At 62.6% G+C, this 17875-nt stretch carries 13 protein-coding genes and 1 pseudogene; 4 read left to right on the top strand and 10 right to left on the bottom strand.

Annotation, left to right across the window (positions count from 1 at the left end; all coding sequences use genetic code 11):
* Nucleotides 1-9: 9 nt before the first annotated feature.
* Together DRB17_RS00130 and fliI are read right to left on the bottom strand one after the other, a co-directional pair.
* The gene (locus tag DRB17_RS00130) at nt 10-447 is read right to left on the bottom strand and encodes a flagellar FliJ family protein (protein WP_114580142.1); all 438 of its coding nucleotides are present in this window, start codon (nt 445-447) and stop codon (nt 10-12) included.
* Nucleotides 444-1892 carry a flagellar protein export ATPase FliI gene (fliI, locus tag DRB17_RS00125; protein ID WP_421778275.1) on the bottom strand — a complete coding sequence of 483 codons (1449 nt, stop codon included), beginning with the start codon at nt 1890-1892 and terminating at the stop codon, nt 444-446. The genes DRB17_RS00130 and fliI overlap by 4 nt, the downstream gene beginning before the upstream one ends.
* 204 nt (nt 1893-2096) lie before the next feature.
* Between fliI and ctrA the strand changes: the two genes are divergently transcribed.
* Nucleotides 2097-2873, top strand: a complete 777-nt coding sequence (gene ctrA, locus DRB17_RS00120; protein WP_114580140.1) for a response regulator transcription factor CtrA — start codon at nt 2097-2099, stop codon at nt 2871-2873.
* Nucleotides 2874-2930: 57 nt separating this feature from the next.
* Here ctrA and DRB17_RS00115 read toward each other — a convergent pair whose 3' ends face one another.
* The 5 genes from DRB17_RS00115 to DRB17_RS00095 are packed head-to-tail and all read right to left on the bottom strand — an operon-like array spanning nt 2931 to nt 8610.
* On the bottom strand, nt 2931-3785 hold the full coding sequence (locus DRB17_RS00115; RefSeq protein WP_114580139.1) for a CheR family methyltransferase: 855 nt from the start codon (nt 3783-3785) through the stop codon (nt 2931-2933).
* Nucleotides 3782-4945: a protein-glutamate methylesterase/protein-glutamine glutaminase gene (locus DRB17_RS00110; RefSeq protein ID WP_241503691.1), complete on the bottom strand. Its 1164-nt coding sequence runs from the start codon at nt 4943-4945 to the stop codon at nt 3782-3784. The genes DRB17_RS00115 and DRB17_RS00110 overlap by 4 nt, the downstream gene beginning before the upstream one ends.
* Nucleotide 4946: 1 nt before the next feature.
* Entirely contained in the window at nt 4947-5312 is a 366-nt protein-coding gene (locus DRB17_RS00105; protein WP_114580138.1) for a response regulator, read from the bottom strand.
* A 17-nt stretch (nt 5313-5329) separates the two neighbouring features.
* A complete protein-coding gene (locus DRB17_RS00100) occupies nt 5330-5815 on the bottom strand; it encodes a chemotaxis protein CheW (RefSeq protein WP_114580137.1) in 486 nt (161 codons plus the stop codon).
* Nucleotides 5812-8610 carry a hybrid sensor histidine kinase/response regulator gene (locus tag DRB17_RS00095; RefSeq protein WP_114580136.1) on the bottom strand — a complete coding sequence of 933 codons (2799 nt, stop codon included), beginning with the start codon at nt 8608-8610 and terminating at the stop codon, nt 5812-5814. The genes DRB17_RS00100 and DRB17_RS00095 overlap by 4 nt, the downstream gene beginning before the upstream one ends.
* 209 nt (nt 8611-8819) lie before the next feature.
* Here DRB17_RS00095 and DRB17_RS00090 point away from each other — a divergent pair, with 209 nt between their 5' ends.
* The 3 genes from DRB17_RS00090 to DRB17_RS00080 all read left to right on the top strand — a co-directional run bounded on the left by DRB17_RS00090 (nt 8820) and on the right by DRB17_RS00080 (nt 12402).
* Nucleotides 8820-9194, top strand: a complete 375-nt coding sequence (locus DRB17_RS00090) for a hypothetical protein (protein ID WP_114580135.1) — start codon at nt 8820-8822, stop codon at nt 9192-9194.
* Nucleotides 9195-9396: 202 nt separating this feature from the next.
* On the top strand, nt 9397-10305 hold the full coding sequence (locus DRB17_RS00085; protein WP_114580134.1) for a methyltetrahydrofolate cobalamin methyltransferase: 909 nt from the start codon (nt 9397-9399) through the stop codon (nt 10303-10305).
* 57 nt (nt 10306-10362) lie between these two features.
* Nucleotides 10363-12402 carry an ASKHA domain-containing protein gene (locus DRB17_RS00080; protein ID WP_114580133.1) on the top strand — a complete coding sequence of 680 codons (2040 nt, stop codon included), beginning with the start codon at nt 10363-10365 and terminating at the stop codon, nt 12400-12402.
* A gap of 173 nt (nt 12403-12575) precedes the next feature.
* Here the strand turns inward: DRB17_RS00080 and DRB17_RS21055 are convergent.
* The 3 genes and pseudogenes from DRB17_RS21055 to DRB17_RS00065 all read right to left on the bottom strand — a co-directional run.
* Nucleotides 12576-13619 (bottom strand): annotated as a pseudogene (locus DRB17_RS21055) (methyl-accepting chemotaxis protein); the annotation flags it as partial.
* Between the two features lie 971 nt (nt 13620-14590).
* The gene (locus DRB17_RS00070; protein WP_161958645.1) at nt 14591-15364 is read right to left on the bottom strand and encodes a substrate-binding periplasmic protein; all 774 of its coding nucleotides are present in this window, start codon (nt 15362-15364) and stop codon (nt 14591-14593) included.
* A 400-nt stretch (nt 15365-15764) separates the two neighbouring features.
* On the bottom strand, nt 15765-17603 hold the full coding sequence (locus DRB17_RS00065; protein ID WP_161958644.1) for a PLP-dependent aminotransferase family protein: 1839 nt from the start codon (nt 17601-17603) through the stop codon (nt 15765-15767).
* Between the last annotated feature and the right edge of the window lie 272 nt (nt 17604-17875).

Raw genomic sequence — 17875 nt, 5'->3', positions numbered from 1 at the left:
AGCTTTCGATCAGGACGCGCCGTTATCCTGGTCGCTGCTTCTGCGACGATGAAGCTGGGTGCCAAGCTCATCGAGCGTGGCCTGTTCCGTGCGAAGTTGCCTCCGGCGCGCGCGCTCGTCCTGGCTGGTCTTCGCCAGTTCGTATTTTTTCAATTCACGGAAGGCGTCGGCAAGATCGTCGCGCGCGGCCTCGACCTCGCGGTCGATGTCCTCGATGGATTTTTGCAAACGCGTTTTTCTGGCCAGTTCGGCCTCTAGAAAGTTGGAGAATGCAGGCCGCGCCGATTCGTCCTGCGCAGCGATTTCACCCTCCTTGGCCAGGCCCTCGTCAAGGCGCTCCAGGTCGGCGCGCAGCCGCTCGCTGAGACGCTCCAGGTCCGTCAGTTTCTGCCGCTTCTCGTCCAGCCGCCAGCGGCTGATGCGGACAAGCTGCTCCAGCGGCTTCATTCACCGCCCCCGCCGTTCCGGCGCGCCTTGCGCCGGGCCGGACGCGGCTTCTGTTGCGCTGGCTGGGCCGAGGCCTCGCCGCCAGCCTCGTTGGCGCCAGCGTCGGCATTTCCCTCAGTCGTCGCGGCACCAGTCTGCCAAGGCATGTCGAGCGCGGCGGCCAGCTGTGCATAGCCGTCCTCAATACCTGCGCGCTCGGACTTGTCCTGACCGAGGAAAGCTTCCAGGCGCGGATTGTAGTGAATCGCCTGATCGACTTGCGGATCGCTGCCCGCCTTGTAGGCGCCGATGCGGATCAGCTCACCCATGTCCTCATAGGTCGACAGCAGTCGCCGGGCCTGGGTGATCAGCTCGTTCTCCGCCTTGGAATTGCAGGCCGGCATGGTCCGCGAGATCGAGCGCAAGAGGTTGATGGCCGGATAACGTCCGCGCTCGGCGATACCGCGTTCGAGCACGATATGTCCGTCCAGGATGCCGCGCACGGCGTCGGCCACCGGCTCGTTATGGTCGTCACCCTCCACCAGCACGGTGAACAGGCCGGTGATCGATCCCTTGTCGGTGCCGGGGCCGGCGCGTTCCAGTACCTGCGGCAACTCGCCGAAGACGGAGGGCGTATAACCCTTGCTGGCCGGCGGCTCGCCAGCCGCAAGGCCGATCTCGCGCAGCGCCATGGCAAAGCGCGTCACCGAGTCCATGAGGCAGAGTACGTCGCGGCCACGGTCTCGGAAATACTCCGACAGCGCCATCGTCAGATATGCGGCCTGCCGACGGGTTGGCGGCGGCTCGTCGGAGGTCGCGACCACGACGACCGAGCGCGCCAGACCTTCCGGCCCCAGTTCGTCCTCCAGCCACTCCTGCACCTCGCGCCCGCGCTCGCCGATCAGGCCGATCACGTTGACATCGGCGGCCGTATAGCGCGCCAGCATCGAAAGCAGCACCGACTTGCCGACGCCGGAGCCTGCGAAGATGCCCATGCGCTGTCCGCGGCAGCATGTCAGGAAAGTGTTGATGGCCCGAACGCCGAGATCGATCTTGCCACCGACGCGCCCGCGCCCGTGCGCCGGCGGCGGCGCGGCGCGCAGTGGGTAGGCATCCCGCCCCTGCGGCAGCGGGCCCTTGCCGTCGATCGGCTCGCCGAGCGCGTTGACGACCCGGCCGAGCCAGGCGTCCGTCGGACGGACGGTGGGTTCCGCGACCGTCAGCTCCGCCTTGCAGCCAAGCCCCACACCCTGCAACGACCCGAATGGCAGCAGCAGGGCCCGGCCATGACGGAAGCCGACAGCCTCGCAGGGTACGCGCCGGCCGCCGCGCGCAATCACGTCGCAGCGTCCGCCAATGGAGAGTACACGGTCCAGGCCGGCGACCTCGACCAGCATGCCAAGCACGGAGGACACGCGGCCGTACTGCCGCTCCGCGGGAAGCTGCTCAACCTCGTCCAGGAAGATTTTCAGCGCTGGCGTCCCCGTCAACGGCCCTTTCCCCGCCATCCGTACGGCCCTGCCTGGGCTTCGGCGCGAAGTGTGGGGCGGACGACTTTAAGGATACGTAAAAATCGCGATATCAACTCTTCATTAACGAACCTTTCCGATATTGGTTAATAGGGTTAGCCTATCGATCGCGAGCGATATGTACCGTTGGAGGGAGAGGCTATGCGTGTCCTCCTCGTCGAAGACGACAGCGCCATGGCGCAGAGCATCGAAACGATGCTCAGGTCTGAAAACTACATCTGCGACGTCACCGATATGGGCGAGGACGGCCTGGAGATCGGGAAGCTTTACGACTACGACATCATCGTCCTCGACCTTATGCTGCCGGATATCGACGGCTATGAGGTTCTGCGGCGGATGCGGGCGGCGAAGATCGAAACGCCGATCTTGATCCTTTCGGGCCTGTCCGGCCTGGACGACAAGATCAAGGGGCTGGGCTTCGGGGCCGACGACTATCTCACCAAGCCCTTCGACAAGCGGGAACTGATCGCCCGCATCCAGGCCATCGTCCGCCGCTCAAAGGGGCACTCGGATTCCATCATCAGCACCGGCAAGTTGGCGGTGAACCTGGATGCCCGGACGGTGGAGGTGCAGGGACAACCGCTACATCTGACCGGCAAGGAATACGGCATCCTGGAACTGTTGTCCCTGCGCAAGGGGACGACGCTGACCAAGGAGATGTTCCTGAACCATCTCTACGGCGGCATGGACGAACCGGAGTTGAAGATTATCGACGTCTTCGTGTGCAAGCTGCGCAAGAAGCTGGCCAACGCCACCGGCGGCGAAAACTATATCGAAACCGTCTGGGGGCGTGGCTACATGCTGAGAGACCCTTACGAGGAGCGGCCCAGCACGGACGACGCCAAACCGGAATCGGCCGAAGGCCCGCGCGGCGGCAGCAAGGCCAAGGAGACCGAGAAAACCGCTGCCACGGCGTAGTGTTTTTCAACGGTCGGGCTTGCGCAAAGGCTGGCGGCGCGCCGCTGCACGGCTCTGTCAGGTGCCCGACGCGGCGACTGTGGTCGGTGCATCCGCGCGGCCGTACAGGCCACGTTGTTCCGGAATCGTGCGAAAGTGGTCGGAAACCCCCAGCACGGTTTCCGCGCCGCCCAGCGTCAGGTAGCCGTCGCCAGCCATGGCCTTCGCGACCTTGGCAAGAACCTGGGCCTTCGTCGCCTGATCGAAGTAGATCAGGACGTTGCGGCAGAAGACGACGTCGAAACGGCCCGCCGCCGGCGGCTCGCCCAGTAGGTTGTGCTCGCGGAACTGCACCATGTGGCGGATTTCTTCCTTGACCTGCCACTGGTCGCCGCGCTGATCGAAGTACTTAGCGAGAAGCTGGATAGGCAGCCCGCGCTGCACCTCCAGTTGCGAATAGATCCCATCGCGCGCCCGCTTGAGAATCGCCCGCGATATATCGGTACCCAAGATTTCGATGTTCCAGCCCTCGAGCCGCGCCCCCATTTCCTTCAGGATCATGGCAAGCGAGTAGGGCTCCTGCCCGCTGGAGCAAGCTGCGGACCAGATACGGATACTGCGGCTCGTGCTGCGTGCGGACATGAGTGCCGGCAGCACGAATTCGCGGAACTGATCGAACGGCTTGTTGTCGCGAAAGAAGAACGACTCGTTGGTTGTCATCGCCTCGACAACGTCGTCCAGCAGCCGCGCATCCGCACCGCTGCCCTCGCGCCGCGCCAGCGCGCGGATCAGCGCGTGAACATCGACGTACTGCCACTGGCGCGCCACCGGGCCTAGGCGGCTTTCGGCCAGATACGCCTTGTCGCTTCCAAGGACGAGACCGGATCGTCCGTGCAGCAGGGCGGCCAGCTTTTCGAAATCCTGCGGGTTCATGCTGCCGATCTCACCGCGATCTTGCGGATCTTGGGGGCAATTTCGGCCAGCGGCAGCACCGCCGACACCAAGCCGGCGCGGGTTACCGCGCCGGGCATCCCCCATACGACCGACGTTTCTTCGTCCTGGGCAATGACGTGGCCGCCGGCCTCGACCACGATGCCGCACCCCTTGCAGCCGTCGCTGCCCATACCGGTGAGAATGACCGCCAGGATCCGGCTGCCATAGACGTCCACCAGGCTGCGCAGCATCGGATCCACGGAAGGCCGGCAGAAATTCTCCGGCGGCGCATCCGAAAGACGAAGGTAGAGGCCCCCGCCCCTACGCTCGGCCAGCATGTGATGCCCGCCGGGGGCGACATAAATCTTGCCGCCCACCAATGGCTCGCCATCCTTCGCCTCGCTACAGGGCATCGAAGTCTGCCTTGCGATATGCTCGGCAAGCAGCGCCGTGAAGGTCGCCGGCATGTGCTGGGTTATCAGGATCGGCTGGGACACGGGGTCGAGCCCGCCCAAAAGTTGGAACAACGCCTGCGGCCCGCCCGTCGAAGAGCCGATGGCGATCACTTGCGGCGGCAGGTCCGGCGGTGCCCGGCGTACAGTGGCCTTACCGGCACTTGCCACGACCGGCTTCGGCTTGGAGACGTTCACCCCGGGCCGGCTGCGCACGTCCCTAGCCGATGCCAGCGGCGGGCTGCCTGCGGCCTTACGGCGCGCGGCGCCCAGCGCCTTCACCTTGCTGCGAAGCTCTTCCTGGAAATCCGCCTTGGAATGCAGGCCGCCCGTGCTGGGTTTGGCGACATAATCCGCCGCCCCGGCGTTAAGCGCCCGGATCGAGACGTCGGCGTTCGCCTTCGTCAGCGTGGAAGCCATGATGACCTGGACGCCGGGCTGGGCGCGCAGCAGTTTCGGCAGCGCCGTCAGACCATCCATGACCGGCATCTCGATGTCCAGAACGACGACATCGGTCTCATGGCGCTGCAAGGCCTCGATCGCGCGCTGGCCGTTACCGACCGAGGCAACGACGCGCATCTCGGGGTCCTGCTCGATAAAGCGCGTGACCAGCCCGCGAACGACGGCGGAGTCATCGACCACCATCACCCTGTAGGGCTCTCCCCCGCCACGACCGCCGGGTTCGCGGCCGCCGTCGGCCCGTGTCATGTCATAACAACCCTGTCTGGGCGAACTTCGTTTCCACGATTTCGCTATCGAATGGCTTCATGATGTATTCATTGGCGCCCGCACCCAGCGCTTCCTGTATGTGCGCCATGTCGTTCTCGGTCGTGCAGAACACCACGACCGGCCGCTCGCCGTCCGCCATGGCGCGCAGAGCGCGCAGGAAATCGATTCCCGACATGACCGGCATGTTCCAATCGAGCAGGATGACATCGGGCATGCTTATCCTGCATGCCTCGATCGCCTCCTGCCCGTTCACGGCTTCATCGATGGCGAAATTGAGACCCTCGACGATCTTGCGGGCGACCGTGCGGACGACCTTGGAATCGTCCACGATCAAGCATCGCTTCATGAACCGGCCTCTGGCATTCAAGCGGCCTGCGCACCGTCGTAATCGAGCAGCCGCTCGACATCGAGAACCACCATCAGCTTGTCCTTGAGCCGATAGATCCCCTCGGAGAATTCTCGGAACTTGGGATCCAGCGTCGGCGGATTGCGGCCGAAGTCCTTCGCGTGAAGACTGAGCACCTCACCAACGTCGTCGACCATGAGGCTATAAAGCTCGCCACCGTGATCGACGACGATGGACATGTTCTCTCCCTCGTCCGCACGCGAACGCAGACCCAGGCGAAGTCGCACATCCACCGCCGTCACGATGCGCCCGCGCAGGTTCAGCGCCCCCGCGATCTCTGGCGGCGCGAGTGGAATGCGGGTGATATCGCCGTCAGCCAGGACGTCCTGCACCTGCAACACCGGGATACCGAAAAGCTGGTCGGCAATGGTGAACGTCACATAGTCGCTGGAACCTCCCCGGCCGGCCTTGTGGGCGAAGTTCTCGTTGGCGGTCTCGGTCATGCGGCACCTCGTGTTTCGGCGAAGTCGCCGTTCAGCGTTTCATGCAGGGTGTCGAGAAGCGTCTCGCGGTCGAACTTCGCCACGTAGTCGCAGAATCCGGCTGCGCGGCCACGCTCCATGTCCTGCGGCGAAGCATGCGAGGAGAGCGCCACCAGCGGCGTGCGCGACCAGCGGGTCTTGCCGCGCAGCGTCTCGGCCAGCTCGTAGCCGCTCATGCCCGGCATCTCGATGTCCGAGACGATGACGTCGAAGTCCTCGCCCGAATCGCAGAGTCCCAGTGCGGCATCCGCACTCTCGGCCGTGGTCACCTCGTAACCGGCAACGTCCAGCAGCGGGGCCAGCAGGTTCCTGAAGAACGGGCTGTCGTCGATCAACAGCACCCGCTTGCCGTCGCCCGCGCCGTCGCCCTTGCTGGCTTCGGAATGGAACCAGTCGCTGAACGCCTGCGTCAGGTAATAGCCGGCGTCGATCACGTCGGTTGCCTTGCCGGCGATGACCGCGCTGCCGAGATAGCCGGGACGCTCCCCGGTCAGCTCGATGCGCATCGGCTCCTCGACGATATCGACGATCTCGTCGACCACCAGCCCCATGGAACGCTCGCGGTCGGTGAACACCAGGACCGGGCGCTTGCCTTCGCCCTCCAGGCCATGGGCGCTTTCCATCTCCACCAGCGGCATGAGCTGACCGCGGTACTGCACCACGCGCTGCCCATTGGAGGTTTCGACGTTGGCCATGTCGACCTCCTCCAGACGCGCCACAAGGCCGAGCGGCACGGCCTTCGGCGAGTTGTCGCCGGAGCGGAACACCAGCATCGCCACATCCTCTTCGTCGCGTTCCTGGGTGCGCTTGGCGATGTCCGTTTCCTCGCCCTCGGCCAAGGTAAGCTCGCCGCTTGCAGATGCGATGCCGTTGGGATCCAGGATCATCACCACGCGACCGTCGCCCAAGATGGTGTTACCGGAGAACAGCGGGATGTTGCGCAGGATCTTGGCGACCGGCTTGACCACGATTTCCTCGGTATCGAACACGCGGTCCACAATGATGCCGAAGCTGTAAGTGCCCACTTGGCTGACGACGATGAAGCCGTCGGTTTCCTCGCCGGTATCCGCGTCATGACCGGAGCCAGCCTCCGCCGTCTCTTCTTCGCCCGCGCCCAGTCCAAGCAGTTCGCGCAGGTTGACCAGCGGCAGCAGGCGATCGCGCAGGCGAAGGACCGGCGTATCCTTGATCCGCTCGATGGCGTTGTCGCTGCCACCCTTCACACGCACCAGTTCCACCACGGAAAGCTGCGGCATGGCGAAGCGTTCTCCCGCACACTCGACGATGAGGGCGGACACGATGGCCAGCGTCAGCGGGATCTTCACCGTGAACTTCGTCCCCTCGCCCTCGCGGGAGGACAGTTCAATGGTCCCGCCGATCTGCTCGATATTGCTGCGCACGACATCCATGCCGACGCCGCGGCCGGAAACGGCGGTCACCTGGTCGGCGGTAGAGAAGCCGGGCTTGAAGATGAACTGGAGGATCTGCTGCTCGGACAGGCCGGCAACCTCGGATTCGGATGTCAGGCCATTGCGGATCGCCTTGTTCTTGATCTTCTCGACATTGAGGCCGCGGCCGTCGTCGGCGATCTCGATGATGATGTGCCCACCCTCGTGGAAGGCGTTGAGCGCGATCGTCCCGATTTCCGGCTTGCCCGAATTCAGGCGGTCGCGCGGCTCTTCAAGGCCATGGTCGGCGGAATTCCGAACCATGTGGGTCAGCGGATCCTTGATGAGCTCCAGAACCTGCCGGTCGAGCTCGGTATCCTCCCCCTTCATTTTCAGCTCGATCTTCTTGTCGAGCTCCTGAGCCAGGTCGCGGACGATGCGTGGCAGCTTCGACCAGGCGTTACCGATCGGCTGCATGCGGGTCTTCATGACCCCTTCCTGCAGTTCGGAAACGACGTGGTTCAGGCGCTGCAGGGGCGCGGCGAACTCGCTCTCGCGCTGATTGCGGAGGATTTGCAGGAGCTGATTGCGGTTCAGCACCAGCTCTGAAACCGTCGTCATCAGGTTTTCGAGCAGTTCGACGCTGACCCGGATCGACTGGTTCGCCACGTTCGATTCACGCGCCCCCTCCCGCTCGGCAGGCGCCTTCGGCTGGCACGGCGAGCCGGCACTCTCCGCCGCGGGCGCGGGCGCCGGCGCCGGTTGGGCGGCAGCCTCGGGCTGGGATTGAGTCGCTTCCCCGGCCTCAGCCTCTGCAGCCGGCTGGTCAGGCGTCCGCGCCGCCGTCGTCTGTTCCGCCACCTCAGCGGTTTTCGCCTCGACGCCGTCGTCCATGGCGGGCCATTCCACCTCAGCATCTTCACCAATGTCCGGCTTGGCCGGCACCGGGTCGGCGGCAGCCTCCCACTCACCTTCAGGCGCCTTACCCTCGGCAATCTCGACAAGGTTCTCCAGCCGGGCGATCAGTTCCGCGTCGTCGCCCTCCGGCTCGGCCTCCGTCTCTTCCAGCGAAGCAAGGATCTCGCGGATCTGGTCGAGGCATTCCAGCACCATCGACACGCGCTCGGCATTGATGGTCAGCTCCCCCTCACGCACCTTGCCGAGAACCGTTTCCCCGGCGTGCGCGACCGCCTCAAGGCGCGGCAGGCCGAGGAAGCCGCAAGTTCCCTTGATGGTGTGCATGACCCGGAAGATATTATCGAGAAGGTCCGGCGAATCGGGGTTCTGCTCCAGCTTGACCAACTCCGTATCGAGAAGCTGGAGGCTCTCGTTCGTTTCGGTCAGGAATTCGCTTAGGAGGTCGTCCATGTCCGCCCCTGCGTGTCGTATGATTCTGGCGCCGGACCGCAAAACCACGTGCATCGAAGCCCGACATTCGATGTCGAAGCTGGATATTCACAGAAATTGATTAAAAGAGAGTTGACTACGGCCCCAGTCACCGCCTCCTCCTTGCTCCGGCCGCCGCCTTGCGCTATCCGCGAAGTGTCGGCAATGACCCTGTTATGAGGAGACCAGCAATGCCGCTCTGGCGCTTTGTCCCGGTTGCCAGCCGCAACGACAGCCATTGGCAGGACCGGCGCATCTGGCACGGTCTGATCGTCCGCGCACCCTCGGCGGCGATGGCCCGGATTCTCGCCGAACGCGCCGAAGAGCGTGAGAGCCGCGGCGCCATGGGCAACGAGACGCACAGCTACCGTGGCGGCTTCGCCGACGCCAACCTTTACTGGGTCCAGCGGCTCTCGGACGACGAGGCACGGAAGTACGGCGGCGAGGCCGGGGAGATCGGAGTCGTCGACCCCGGCACTTACGAGGAAACCACGCTGTCGGTGGAGTACGGCCCGACGATGGTCCGCCGCGGCCGAGGCCCGGCGAGTCGCGAGGCCGCGAAGTAAACCGACCGCCGCGGCTGGTAGAAGGACGCGCTGGCGCCCATGTGGGACTGCGTGGCGTCCATGAACCGAAACATGTCGCACCAGCGGCAGCCGCGACGGCGGTGAAAAGCGCTTCATGGCGGCCGACGCGCCGTGCGCCCACGGCGGTCCTTGAGTGACAACGCCGCAGCCACGCCAGCACGCGCCGGAGGAGAGCGCCACGATGACCCAGACCGTCGTCACATCGCACAAGAAGAAAGTCGTAATCGGGTTCGACCAGCCGTTCTGCATCATCGGCGAGCGGATCAATCCGACAGGCCGGAAGAAGCTGGCCGCGGAGATGGCGAGCGGCGACTTCTCCACCGTTGAGCGGGATGCCCTCGCCCAGGTTCAGGCCGGCGCCAGCATGCTCGACGTCAACGCCGGCATCCCGCTGGCCGACGAGCCGGAGATCCTGGCCCAGACCATCAAGCTGGTGCAGGAACTGACCGACGTGCCGCTGTCGATCGACTCCTCGATCGTGAAGGCGTTGGAACGCGGCCTGGAAGTCTATCAGGGCAAGGCGCTGGTAAATTCGGTCACCGGCGAGGAGGAGCGCCTGGAAGAGGTGCTGCCGCTGATCAAGAAGCACAACGCCGCGGTCGTCGCCATATCCAACGACGAAACCGGCATCTCCGAGGACCCCGACGTCCGCTTCGCGGTGGCGAAGAAGATCGTCGAGCGTGCGCAGGACCATGGCATCCCCAAGGAGGATGTCGTCGTCGACCCGCTGGTCATGCCCATCGGGGCGTTGGGCAACGCCGGCAAACAGGCCTTCCATATCCTCAACCGCCTTCGTAACGAGCTAGGTGTCAACAGTACCTGCGGCGCCTCCAACGTCAGCTTCGGGTTGCCGAACCGGCACGGGCTTAACTCGATCTTCCTGGCGATGGCGGCGGGGGCCGGCATGACCTCGGCAATCATGAACCCCCTGCACGAGCCGGAAATGACGGGCGTGATGGCGGCCGACGTGCTGATGGGCGTGGACAAGGACTGCCTGCGGTGGATTAAGAAGTTCCGCGAACCCACGCAGGCGGCTGGCGAAGGCGGCGAAGGGCGGCGCGAACGCCGGCGGCGCCGGGCCGGCGCTTAAGCGGCCACAGCGACGGGGGACCGGCGCCGGCGGCGACTTTAACGAGTTGAGGTAGTCATGGCGGATGATGTCCTGATCGTCTTCACCCCCTCCGGCCGGCGCGGCCGCTTCGAGAAGGGGACGACCGTCCTGCAGGCCGGCCGCCAGCTCGGTGTCGACATCGACTCCGTGTGTGGCGGCCGTGGCCTATGCGGGCGCTGTCAAGTAAAGGTTGCCGAGGGCGATTTCGCCAAGCACAACATCAAGTCGCGCGCCGACCACGTCAGCCCCTGGAACGAGGTCGAGCAGCGCTACCACGAGAAATCCCGCAAGGGCGTCAAGCCGGGACGCCGCCTGTCCTGCCAGGCGCGGATCCTGGACGACGTCGTCGTTGACGTTCCCGCCGACAGCCAGGTTCACAAGCAGGTCGTGCGCAAACGGCCGGAAGTGCGCGACATCGTGCTCGACCCGGCGGTGCGCCTGCACTACGTCGACGTCGAGCAGCCCGACATGCACAAGCCCAGCGGTGACCTGGAACGTCTGCTGAAGTCGCTGCGGGAGCAGTGGGACCTGACGGAGCTGGAGGATGCCGACCTTCGCCTTCTGCAGAACCTTCAGAAGGCGCTGCGCGATGGCGCGTGGAAGGTCACCGTCGCCGTGCATCGCGGCAAGCGGCTGACGGCGGTCTGGCCAGGCTTCCACGACCGGGCGTTCGGCGTGGCGATCGACATCGGCTCCACCACCATCGCGGCGCATCTTTGCGATCTGGCCTCGGGCGAGGTGCTGGCGTCGAACGGGATCATGAACCCGCAGATCCGCTTCGGCGAAGACCTGATGAGCCGTGTGTCCTACGTCATGATGAATCCCGGCGGCGACGCCGAGATGACGGCGGCGGTGCGCGAGGCCATAAACGACCTGATCGCGGAGACCGCCGAGGAGGCCGGAGTCTCGCCGGAGGAGATCCTGAACGCGACCTTCGTCGGCAACCCCATCATGCATCACCTGTTGCTGGGCATCGACCCGACGGAGCTTGGCGGCGCCCCCTTCGCGCTGGCGACGAACAGCGGCATGACGCTGTGGGCGGAAGAGCTGGGCGTGCGGATCCATCCCGACGCGCGTGTCTACGTCCTTCCCTGCATCGCCGGGCACGTCGGCGCGGACACCGCCGGTGTCGTGCTGTCGGAGACGCCGCACCTGTCAGACGATATCGTGCTGGTCGTCGATGTTGGCACGAATGCCGAGATCGTCCTGGGCAGCAAGGACCGGCTTCTGGCCGCATCCTCCCCCACCGGGCCGGCGTTCGAAGGCGCGCAGATCTCTTCCGGTCAGCGCGCCGCATCCGGCGCAATCGAGCGGGTTCGCATCGATCCCGAGACGCTTGAGCCGCGCTTCAAGGTGATCGGCTGCGACCAGTGGTCGAACGAACCGGGCTTCGAGAAGAAGGTCAAGCGCCTGGGCGTCACTGGCATCTGCGGCTCCGGCATCATCGAGGTGCTGGCCGAGATGTACCTCGCCGGCATCATCACACCCGACGGCACCATCGACGGCGCGATGGCGGCCAAATCGGACCGCGTGCAGCAGGACGGCCGCACATGGTCCTACCTGCTACACGCCGGCGAACCGGAGATACGCATCACCCAGAACGATGTGCGCGCCATTCAGCTTGCCAAGGCGGCGCTTTACGCCGGTACGCGGCTGCTGATGGATCACCTCGGTATCGAGAGCGTCGACCGCATCGTGCTTGCAGGGGCTTTCGGCGCGCACATCGACGTCAAGTATGCGATGGTCCTGGGCCTGATCCCGGACTGCAACCTGGAGAAAGTCACCTCGGCCGGAAACGCCGCCGGGACCGGTGCACGCATCGCTCTGCTGAATCAGAAGGCACGCGACGAGATCGAAAACGTCGTCCGGAAGATCGAGAAGATCGAGACTGCCGTTGAGCCGCGCTTTCAGGCGCATTTCGTCGAGGCAATGAGCTTCCCGCACGCCACCGCGCCCTACCCCATGCTGCGCAAGGCCGTACCCTTGCCGGCGCCGAAAAAGGCGGCGCAGCCCGACGGCGACGAGGGTGGTGGCCGACGCCGCCGCCGGCAACGCTCGCGTCAGCAGGCGGAGTAGTTGGGCGCTTCCCTCCACCCCAAGCGTAAGAGCCCCTTCCCCCTTACAATCTTACAATCCAACAGGCCCTGGCAGTACCAGGTGCAATTCCGTAGGCTGCACGGCGTATGATATCGGATCGATGCCGAACCTCCCTTGAGGTTATCCCGGCATCGTTATCCATACGCTTCCTATCAGCCAGCCCGAACCTTGGTCAGGAAAGTTTCCACTTCCTGGTTCAAGTCTTGCGCAACCTCGGTCAATTCGTCCGAAGTGGAGAGAACCGCCTGTACCATTTCGCCCGTCTGCTGGGCGCCATTCGTGATGTCGGTGACGCGCTGGCTCACTTCCTGGGTGCCCTTGGCGGCTCTGTCGAGGCTGCTCGAAATCTCGGAGGTCGCACTGTTCTGCTGTTCCGCGCTTGATGAAGCGTGAGCAACGGCCTCATTGATCTCGTTGATGGTCCTGCTGATCGCCTCGATTGAATCGACGGTAAGCTCCGACACGTTTCGAATGTCGTTGATTTGACCGCTGATATCCTCGGTTGCTTTCTGTGTCTGGTTTGCCAGGGACTTCACCTCATTGGCGACGACCGCAAAGCCCTTGCCGGCTTCGCCGGCGCGGGCCGCCTCGATCGTCGCGTTCAAGGCAAGCAGGTTGGTCTGCTCGGCAATGTCCTGGATAAGTGTGACGACCGCTCCGATCTTGTCGGCGGATTGCTTGAGGTTTTGGACCGTACTGCTGGTTTCCTTTGCCCGTGAAACTGCGTCGGTCGCCTTTTGGGAAGACTCGTGGATCTGCCGCGTGACCTCGTGCACCGATGCCGATAGCTCTTCGGTCGCCGACGCAGTGGATTCCACGTTTGTCGAAACCTCCTCGGCGTGCCCCGCGGCCCCCGTAGCGTCGCTCTGGGCATGCTTGGCACGTTCGGAAAGGTTCCTAGCGTTATCCCGTACTTGGTTGCTGCTCTCGGAAACGCGATAAACGATATGCGCCACCGACTGTTCGAAGGTATCAGCGAGTTCTTGCATCGCACGGCGCCTTTCCGTGCGCAACTGCTCATCAGCCTGCTCTTGCTCCAGGCGTTCCTTCTCGAGCGCATTGTCCCGGAAGACGCGGCAGGCCTCCGCCATATTGCCGATCTCATCCTCGCGTTGCGCCGCAGGAATCTCGACATCGGTGTCGCCATCGGCAAGGCGCCGCATCGCCTCGGTCATTTTCTGCAGCGGCGTCAACAGTACACGGCCGAGCGTCAGTGACAGGGAAACAGCGACAACGACGGTCAAGACAGCGAAGATGATACCGGTTATTGCCAGACCTTCCTTCTGGGCACCTGCAATAGTCGCCTCGATCACGTCGCCCGCTTCGCTTCGGCGCTCTGCCGCCGCTTCGGTGAGCCGGCCCCGCGTATCTTCCACCGTTTGGCCGAACCGGGTGCTGGCTTGCTCCACAAACGTGCGATTTGATGCCAGTTCGTTTTCGGCCGTCGCCTTGGCCTGCTCCAACGCCTCCGTGGTGTAGAAGATTTCCAGGCTGCCTACGCGCTGCAGCTTGTCCTTGATCTCCCCTTCGATATGAGCTGTCTGCTTCTTAGCGCCCTCGTCGAACTTACCTATCTCGGCAAAGACATTGCCGCCCTCCTCCACAGCGCGCACCCCGACGACAGCGTCCAAGCTGACGATGCCAGCAAGGATCGTCTTCGCATCGGCCTCGTTGAAGGTCCACATGGGGTGTACCAGCATCGGTGCACTTAAAGTGACGATGGTATTCAACTGGCGATTGAAGGCCTCGTTCTGTGCATCGATCGTACGCCCGCCGGAGGCCTCGATCGCCTTTAGCAGGCGGCCCATCGTCTCGTCCTGCACCGCTTCGAGGTCTTGGAAGGAACTGCTCACCTGTTTCCGCGCGGCCTGCGATGTCTGCTCCTGCAGATCGATGGTGCGGTTGCCCAGCGCCTGAAGCGTGGACATCTGCTGCTGAAGGGCTACGCCAAATCCCGCGGCCAGCACGATTGCCAGAATGGGAATGGTGATAAGGAGAACGCGCGCCTTAACGCTATTTTTTGCCGAACGCATATCCCGGATCTCTCCGTCGCTTGACAAACCAATCGTGCCGGATGCTCGTGCCAGGTAAGGGGGAGGTCGGTTGCGGGACAGTCTCGAGCGGTCCCGCAACCACTGCCCTCATACAAAACGCAACGAGGCGAGGCCTATTCCGCCCAGTCGCTTACGCCATACTTGTCGAGAACTTCCTGAAGTTCGCCGCTCTCTCGCATACGGCGAACGCCCTCGGTCCACAGTCGGGCGTATTCCTCGGCGTTGCCGGCTTTCATGCTGAAGCCGAGATACAGCGGCACAGCCTCGCCGATTGTGCCGGCAAACCTGAAGCTTTCTTTCATGCCCATCTGGTCGATGTTGTAGCCAAGCACATTCGCGCCATCGATCGCGAAATCGGCACGGCCCGAGGCAACCATTTTGAGGTTACGCTGCAAGGCGCCGTCTCCCTGATTGACGACCTGCTGGCCTTCGTTGCTACGTTGCCACTCCATGAAGCGGTCGCCATAGTTGTATCCGGCAACGACCGCGACGGTGCGCTCGCCAATTGATTCGATGCCGTCGTACGACCAGCCATCGTCGGCATCGGTAACGGCCTTGATCTCATAACTCGTCAGCGGCTCTTCAGGGAGGACCATCTGCTCGGTTTCCGGCTGAAAGCTGACAGCGATAACGCCATTCACCTTGCCGCGGGCGCCCATCTTTAGAGCTCGTTGCCAAGGGTTGTTGACGTATTTGATAGTGTGACCCTCGCTCTCATAAATACGCTTTGCGAGTTCCACGACATAGCCGGGCGCGTCACTGCCAGGCTCGCAGTTGTAGGGGCACCATTGATCGGCAGTTATCGTGATTTCATCTGCGCTCGCCTGTGTCGCCAAGCCGAGGATCGCAGTTAGCCCGGCGGCGATACCGAAAGTCTTGCGCAACACTTTGAAGTCCCTCCCTTTCGTACAGTCCAATTGGGCGTCATAGCTGTTTCGCGCGTCCTTATGGGGCACGCTTTCCGCCGCATAGGACACACGAAACTTCGGATAAGCCGCCACCTACATCACATACGAGAACTTTATGATGTATTAACAACTAACTTGCGTGGACACCTTTTCGGAGGGTATCGAAAGATTTCCTTTCGCAATGCCGGGCGGAGCCAGGACGGCAGTTGTGTGCGTTCGCGGCACACTCGAACAGCTCGCTGATGAAATGCGCCCCACGAAGTCCAGGACCGCATTGGGCCAAGCGTCAGAAACGGGAGTGGTCGCAGCCGTGGGGTGTTTCCCTCTGCAGCTATGATAAGAGTTGCCGCCCGGCTGCTACCTCTCATTGCGCCTTATCTTAAAGCAGGTTGTTCACGGCCTTGTCACCGCCCCTCTGCCTCGCGCAAACGGAATCTTCCGTTCGCCCGCAACGGTCGTTGCCGTGGCGGGAGCGCTCCGAACCGGGCGTGTGTTTAAGTTCCATTTCTTCCGCCGCCATTTCTGGAAAAGCCTCCGGTTCGCTCAACTCTTCAACAAATCTGTCAATCAACTGTTCGTCAACACTACCCATGCAATAGATATGGGCATAGTTTCGCCATTCACCTCGTCGATCAGGTGACGGAACATACTGTGTCGACAGCGAGTACGTCGAAGTGATCGCATCATTTGGCTTGCGGAAAAGGATCGACAATGACAGCGGCGAGCGCTGTACCCAGAGATCGAATTGCAGGACGTCGCTTAATTCCCGCAATCGCCGTTCGGCGTACTCTGCAATACGCTGGCAATGCAGGATGCGTTCGACCTGGGCGTCATACGACATGACGGCGGCATACCACCACAGCAACAGCGGCGAGAGGCCGTTTCGCGAGCCCGCGAAAGTGGTATCGGGGGCGCCGATATAATCCGGATCCTCGGGTGGCTTGATCAAGTACTTCCGCTTGGTCATGTATATTCCAGTCGGCCACGGCGTTCCCGGCCATTTGTGCCCGCTCATCACCAACGAATGAATGTAAGGCAGCCGGAAGTCGAAGACCGGACCACGCTGCGCCGTTTCTCCAGCGTGATAGGCCATCTCAAGAAACGGTAGGTAAGCAGCTCCCAGCGCACCATCGACATGGATCCAGAACCCGGTGCGCCAGTCCCAATGCGCGGGATGCGCCGGATCCGCCCAGACTCGGCGCTGCGCCAAGCCATGGCGCCGGAAGATCGGCATCAGGCGCTTGCCAATATCGTCAACTGGATCGTGCGCTCCCTTGAATGTAGTACCGACGGTAAGGACGAGCAGGATGGGATGGCCGCGTGCCGCGAAGAATTCGACAAGCGTTTCGAGCTTGTCGATATCGACAACTCCACAGCCTACCGGGTGCGCGCCATCCGGGCCCAACGACGGTACATTCAGAGGCCAATGCCCGTCCTCTGTGATCGGGCATTGCCCCGGATATTCCGCTGCTCCCACGTCACCGTAGGCAGGAATCTCCATCGCTCGCAACGCCTTGAGTATCGAGTAGTGGCGATCTTCCGAGAAGAATGCGATAGGGCGAAAGGCATTCGGATTGTCGATTGTGTGATCCGCCCCTGCCGTCTCACCACCCAGTTCCCGATCGGGAACCTTTTGACCACCTTCGTGAAGCGGCCTGCCCTTCAGGTAGTCGCGACCCTGTAGAAGGCTGTAGAGATTGCCCTCCGTCGAGCCCATGCTGAGTACATAACCCCAGTGCGAATCAGGATCTTTCGGGTCACTGGGCCATCTCGCGTTCCATAGGGACGCGTAGTAATCCAGGACCGCACACTCGGCGAACTTGGTATTCTTACCCAAACTTCCTGAAATAAAGGGGTCGCCAATGTTGTTCAATAGAGTGTTCATGTATCTGGAGAGATGGGTCTGGAAATCCACATCCAGAAATACGGACTGATTTTGCTGGCCAAGATATGTCTCAGCATAGAGCTCTTCGTGCGTTTCCACCCGCAAGAGCGCGCGCTTTCGTTCAGCTTCGGTCAGGGCCCTTGGTAGTAGCTGCAGGTCCGTCGAGTCGAGTAATTCGACCTTGAGCCCCCCATAAATATCATTCGGATCTGCCTGCGGCGGAGATACAAAGTATTTATCACCCTTTTTTGCAAGTGTAGGGATTTGTTCCTGCCACCCTTTTCTATTTGGTCCATATGGAACAACATTCTGGTTGTTTACGTCTTTATACATACCTTCCTCCGATGTTATTTCACACATCGAGCGGATCTACCTTAGATTGTAATTCTATGGCGAAGTACCCGTTTTGACAAGCAACCATTTGGCTTGTCCGTGAGCACATTTCAGATTATAATGCCGCGCGTGGTCCGCCGGTTATGCCAAATTAGCGCCGGCAATTTCACTTGCTGCGTGTATAAATTGCACGTTAGTTTTTTTGGCGCCGACGAACTGGGATTACGGGTTGTCCCTTGCCGTAGGTTACGGCACGGATATGAGCCGATGAT

Origin of the sequence: Ferruginivarius sediminum (assembly GCF_003344765.1) — a bacterium.
GTDB classification, from domain to species: Bacteria; Pseudomonadota; Alphaproteobacteria; order Kiloniellales; family Rhodovibrionaceae; genus Ferruginivarius; species Ferruginivarius sediminum.
This window is presented reverse-complemented; position numbering and strand designations above follow the sequence as displayed.

Excerpts from the sequence above, each read along its gene's own strand:
- DRB17_RS00130 (WP_114580142.1), bottom strand. The coding sequence starts at position 447 with ATGAAGCCGCTGGAGCAGCTTGTCCGCATCAGCCGCTGGCGGCTGGAC.
- ctrA (WP_114580140.1), top strand. The coding sequence starts at position 2,097 with ATGCGTGTCCTCCTCGTCGAAGACGACAGCGCCATGGCGCAGAGCATC.
- DRB17_RS00115 (WP_114580139.1), bottom strand. The coding sequence starts at position 3,785 with ATGAACCCGCAGGATTTCGAAAAGCTGGCCGCCCTGCTGCACGGACGA.
- DRB17_RS00110 (WP_241503691.1), bottom strand. The coding sequence starts at position 4,945 with ATGACACGGGCCGACGGCGGCCGCGAACCCGGCGGTCGTGGCGGGGGA.
- DRB17_RS00105 (WP_114580138.1), bottom strand. The coding sequence starts at position 5,312 with ATGAAGCGATGCTTGATCGTGGACGATTCCAAGGTCGTCCGCACGGTC.
- DRB17_RS00100 (WP_114580137.1), bottom strand. The coding sequence starts at position 5,815 with ATGACCGAGACCGCCAACGAGAACTTCGCCCACAAGGCCGGCCGGGGA.
- DRB17_RS00095 (WP_114580136.1), bottom strand. The coding sequence starts at position 8,610 with ATGGACGACCTCCTAAGCGAATTCCTGACCGAAACGAACGAGAGCCTC.
- DRB17_RS00090 (WP_114580135.1), top strand. The coding sequence starts at position 8,820 with ATGCCGCTCTGGCGCTTTGTCCCGGTTGCCAGCCGCAACGACAGCCAT.
- DRB17_RS00085 (WP_114580134.1), top strand. The coding sequence starts at position 9,397 with ATGACCCAGACCGTCGTCACATCGCACAAGAAGAAAGTCGTAATCGGG.
- DRB17_RS00080 (WP_114580133.1), top strand. The coding sequence starts at position 10,363 with ATGGCGGATGATGTCCTGATCGTCTTCACCCCCTCCGGCCGGCGCGGC.
- DRB17_RS00065 (WP_161958644.1), bottom strand. The coding sequence starts at position 17,603 with ATGTATAAAGACGTAAACAACCAGAATGTTGTTCCATATGGACCAAAT.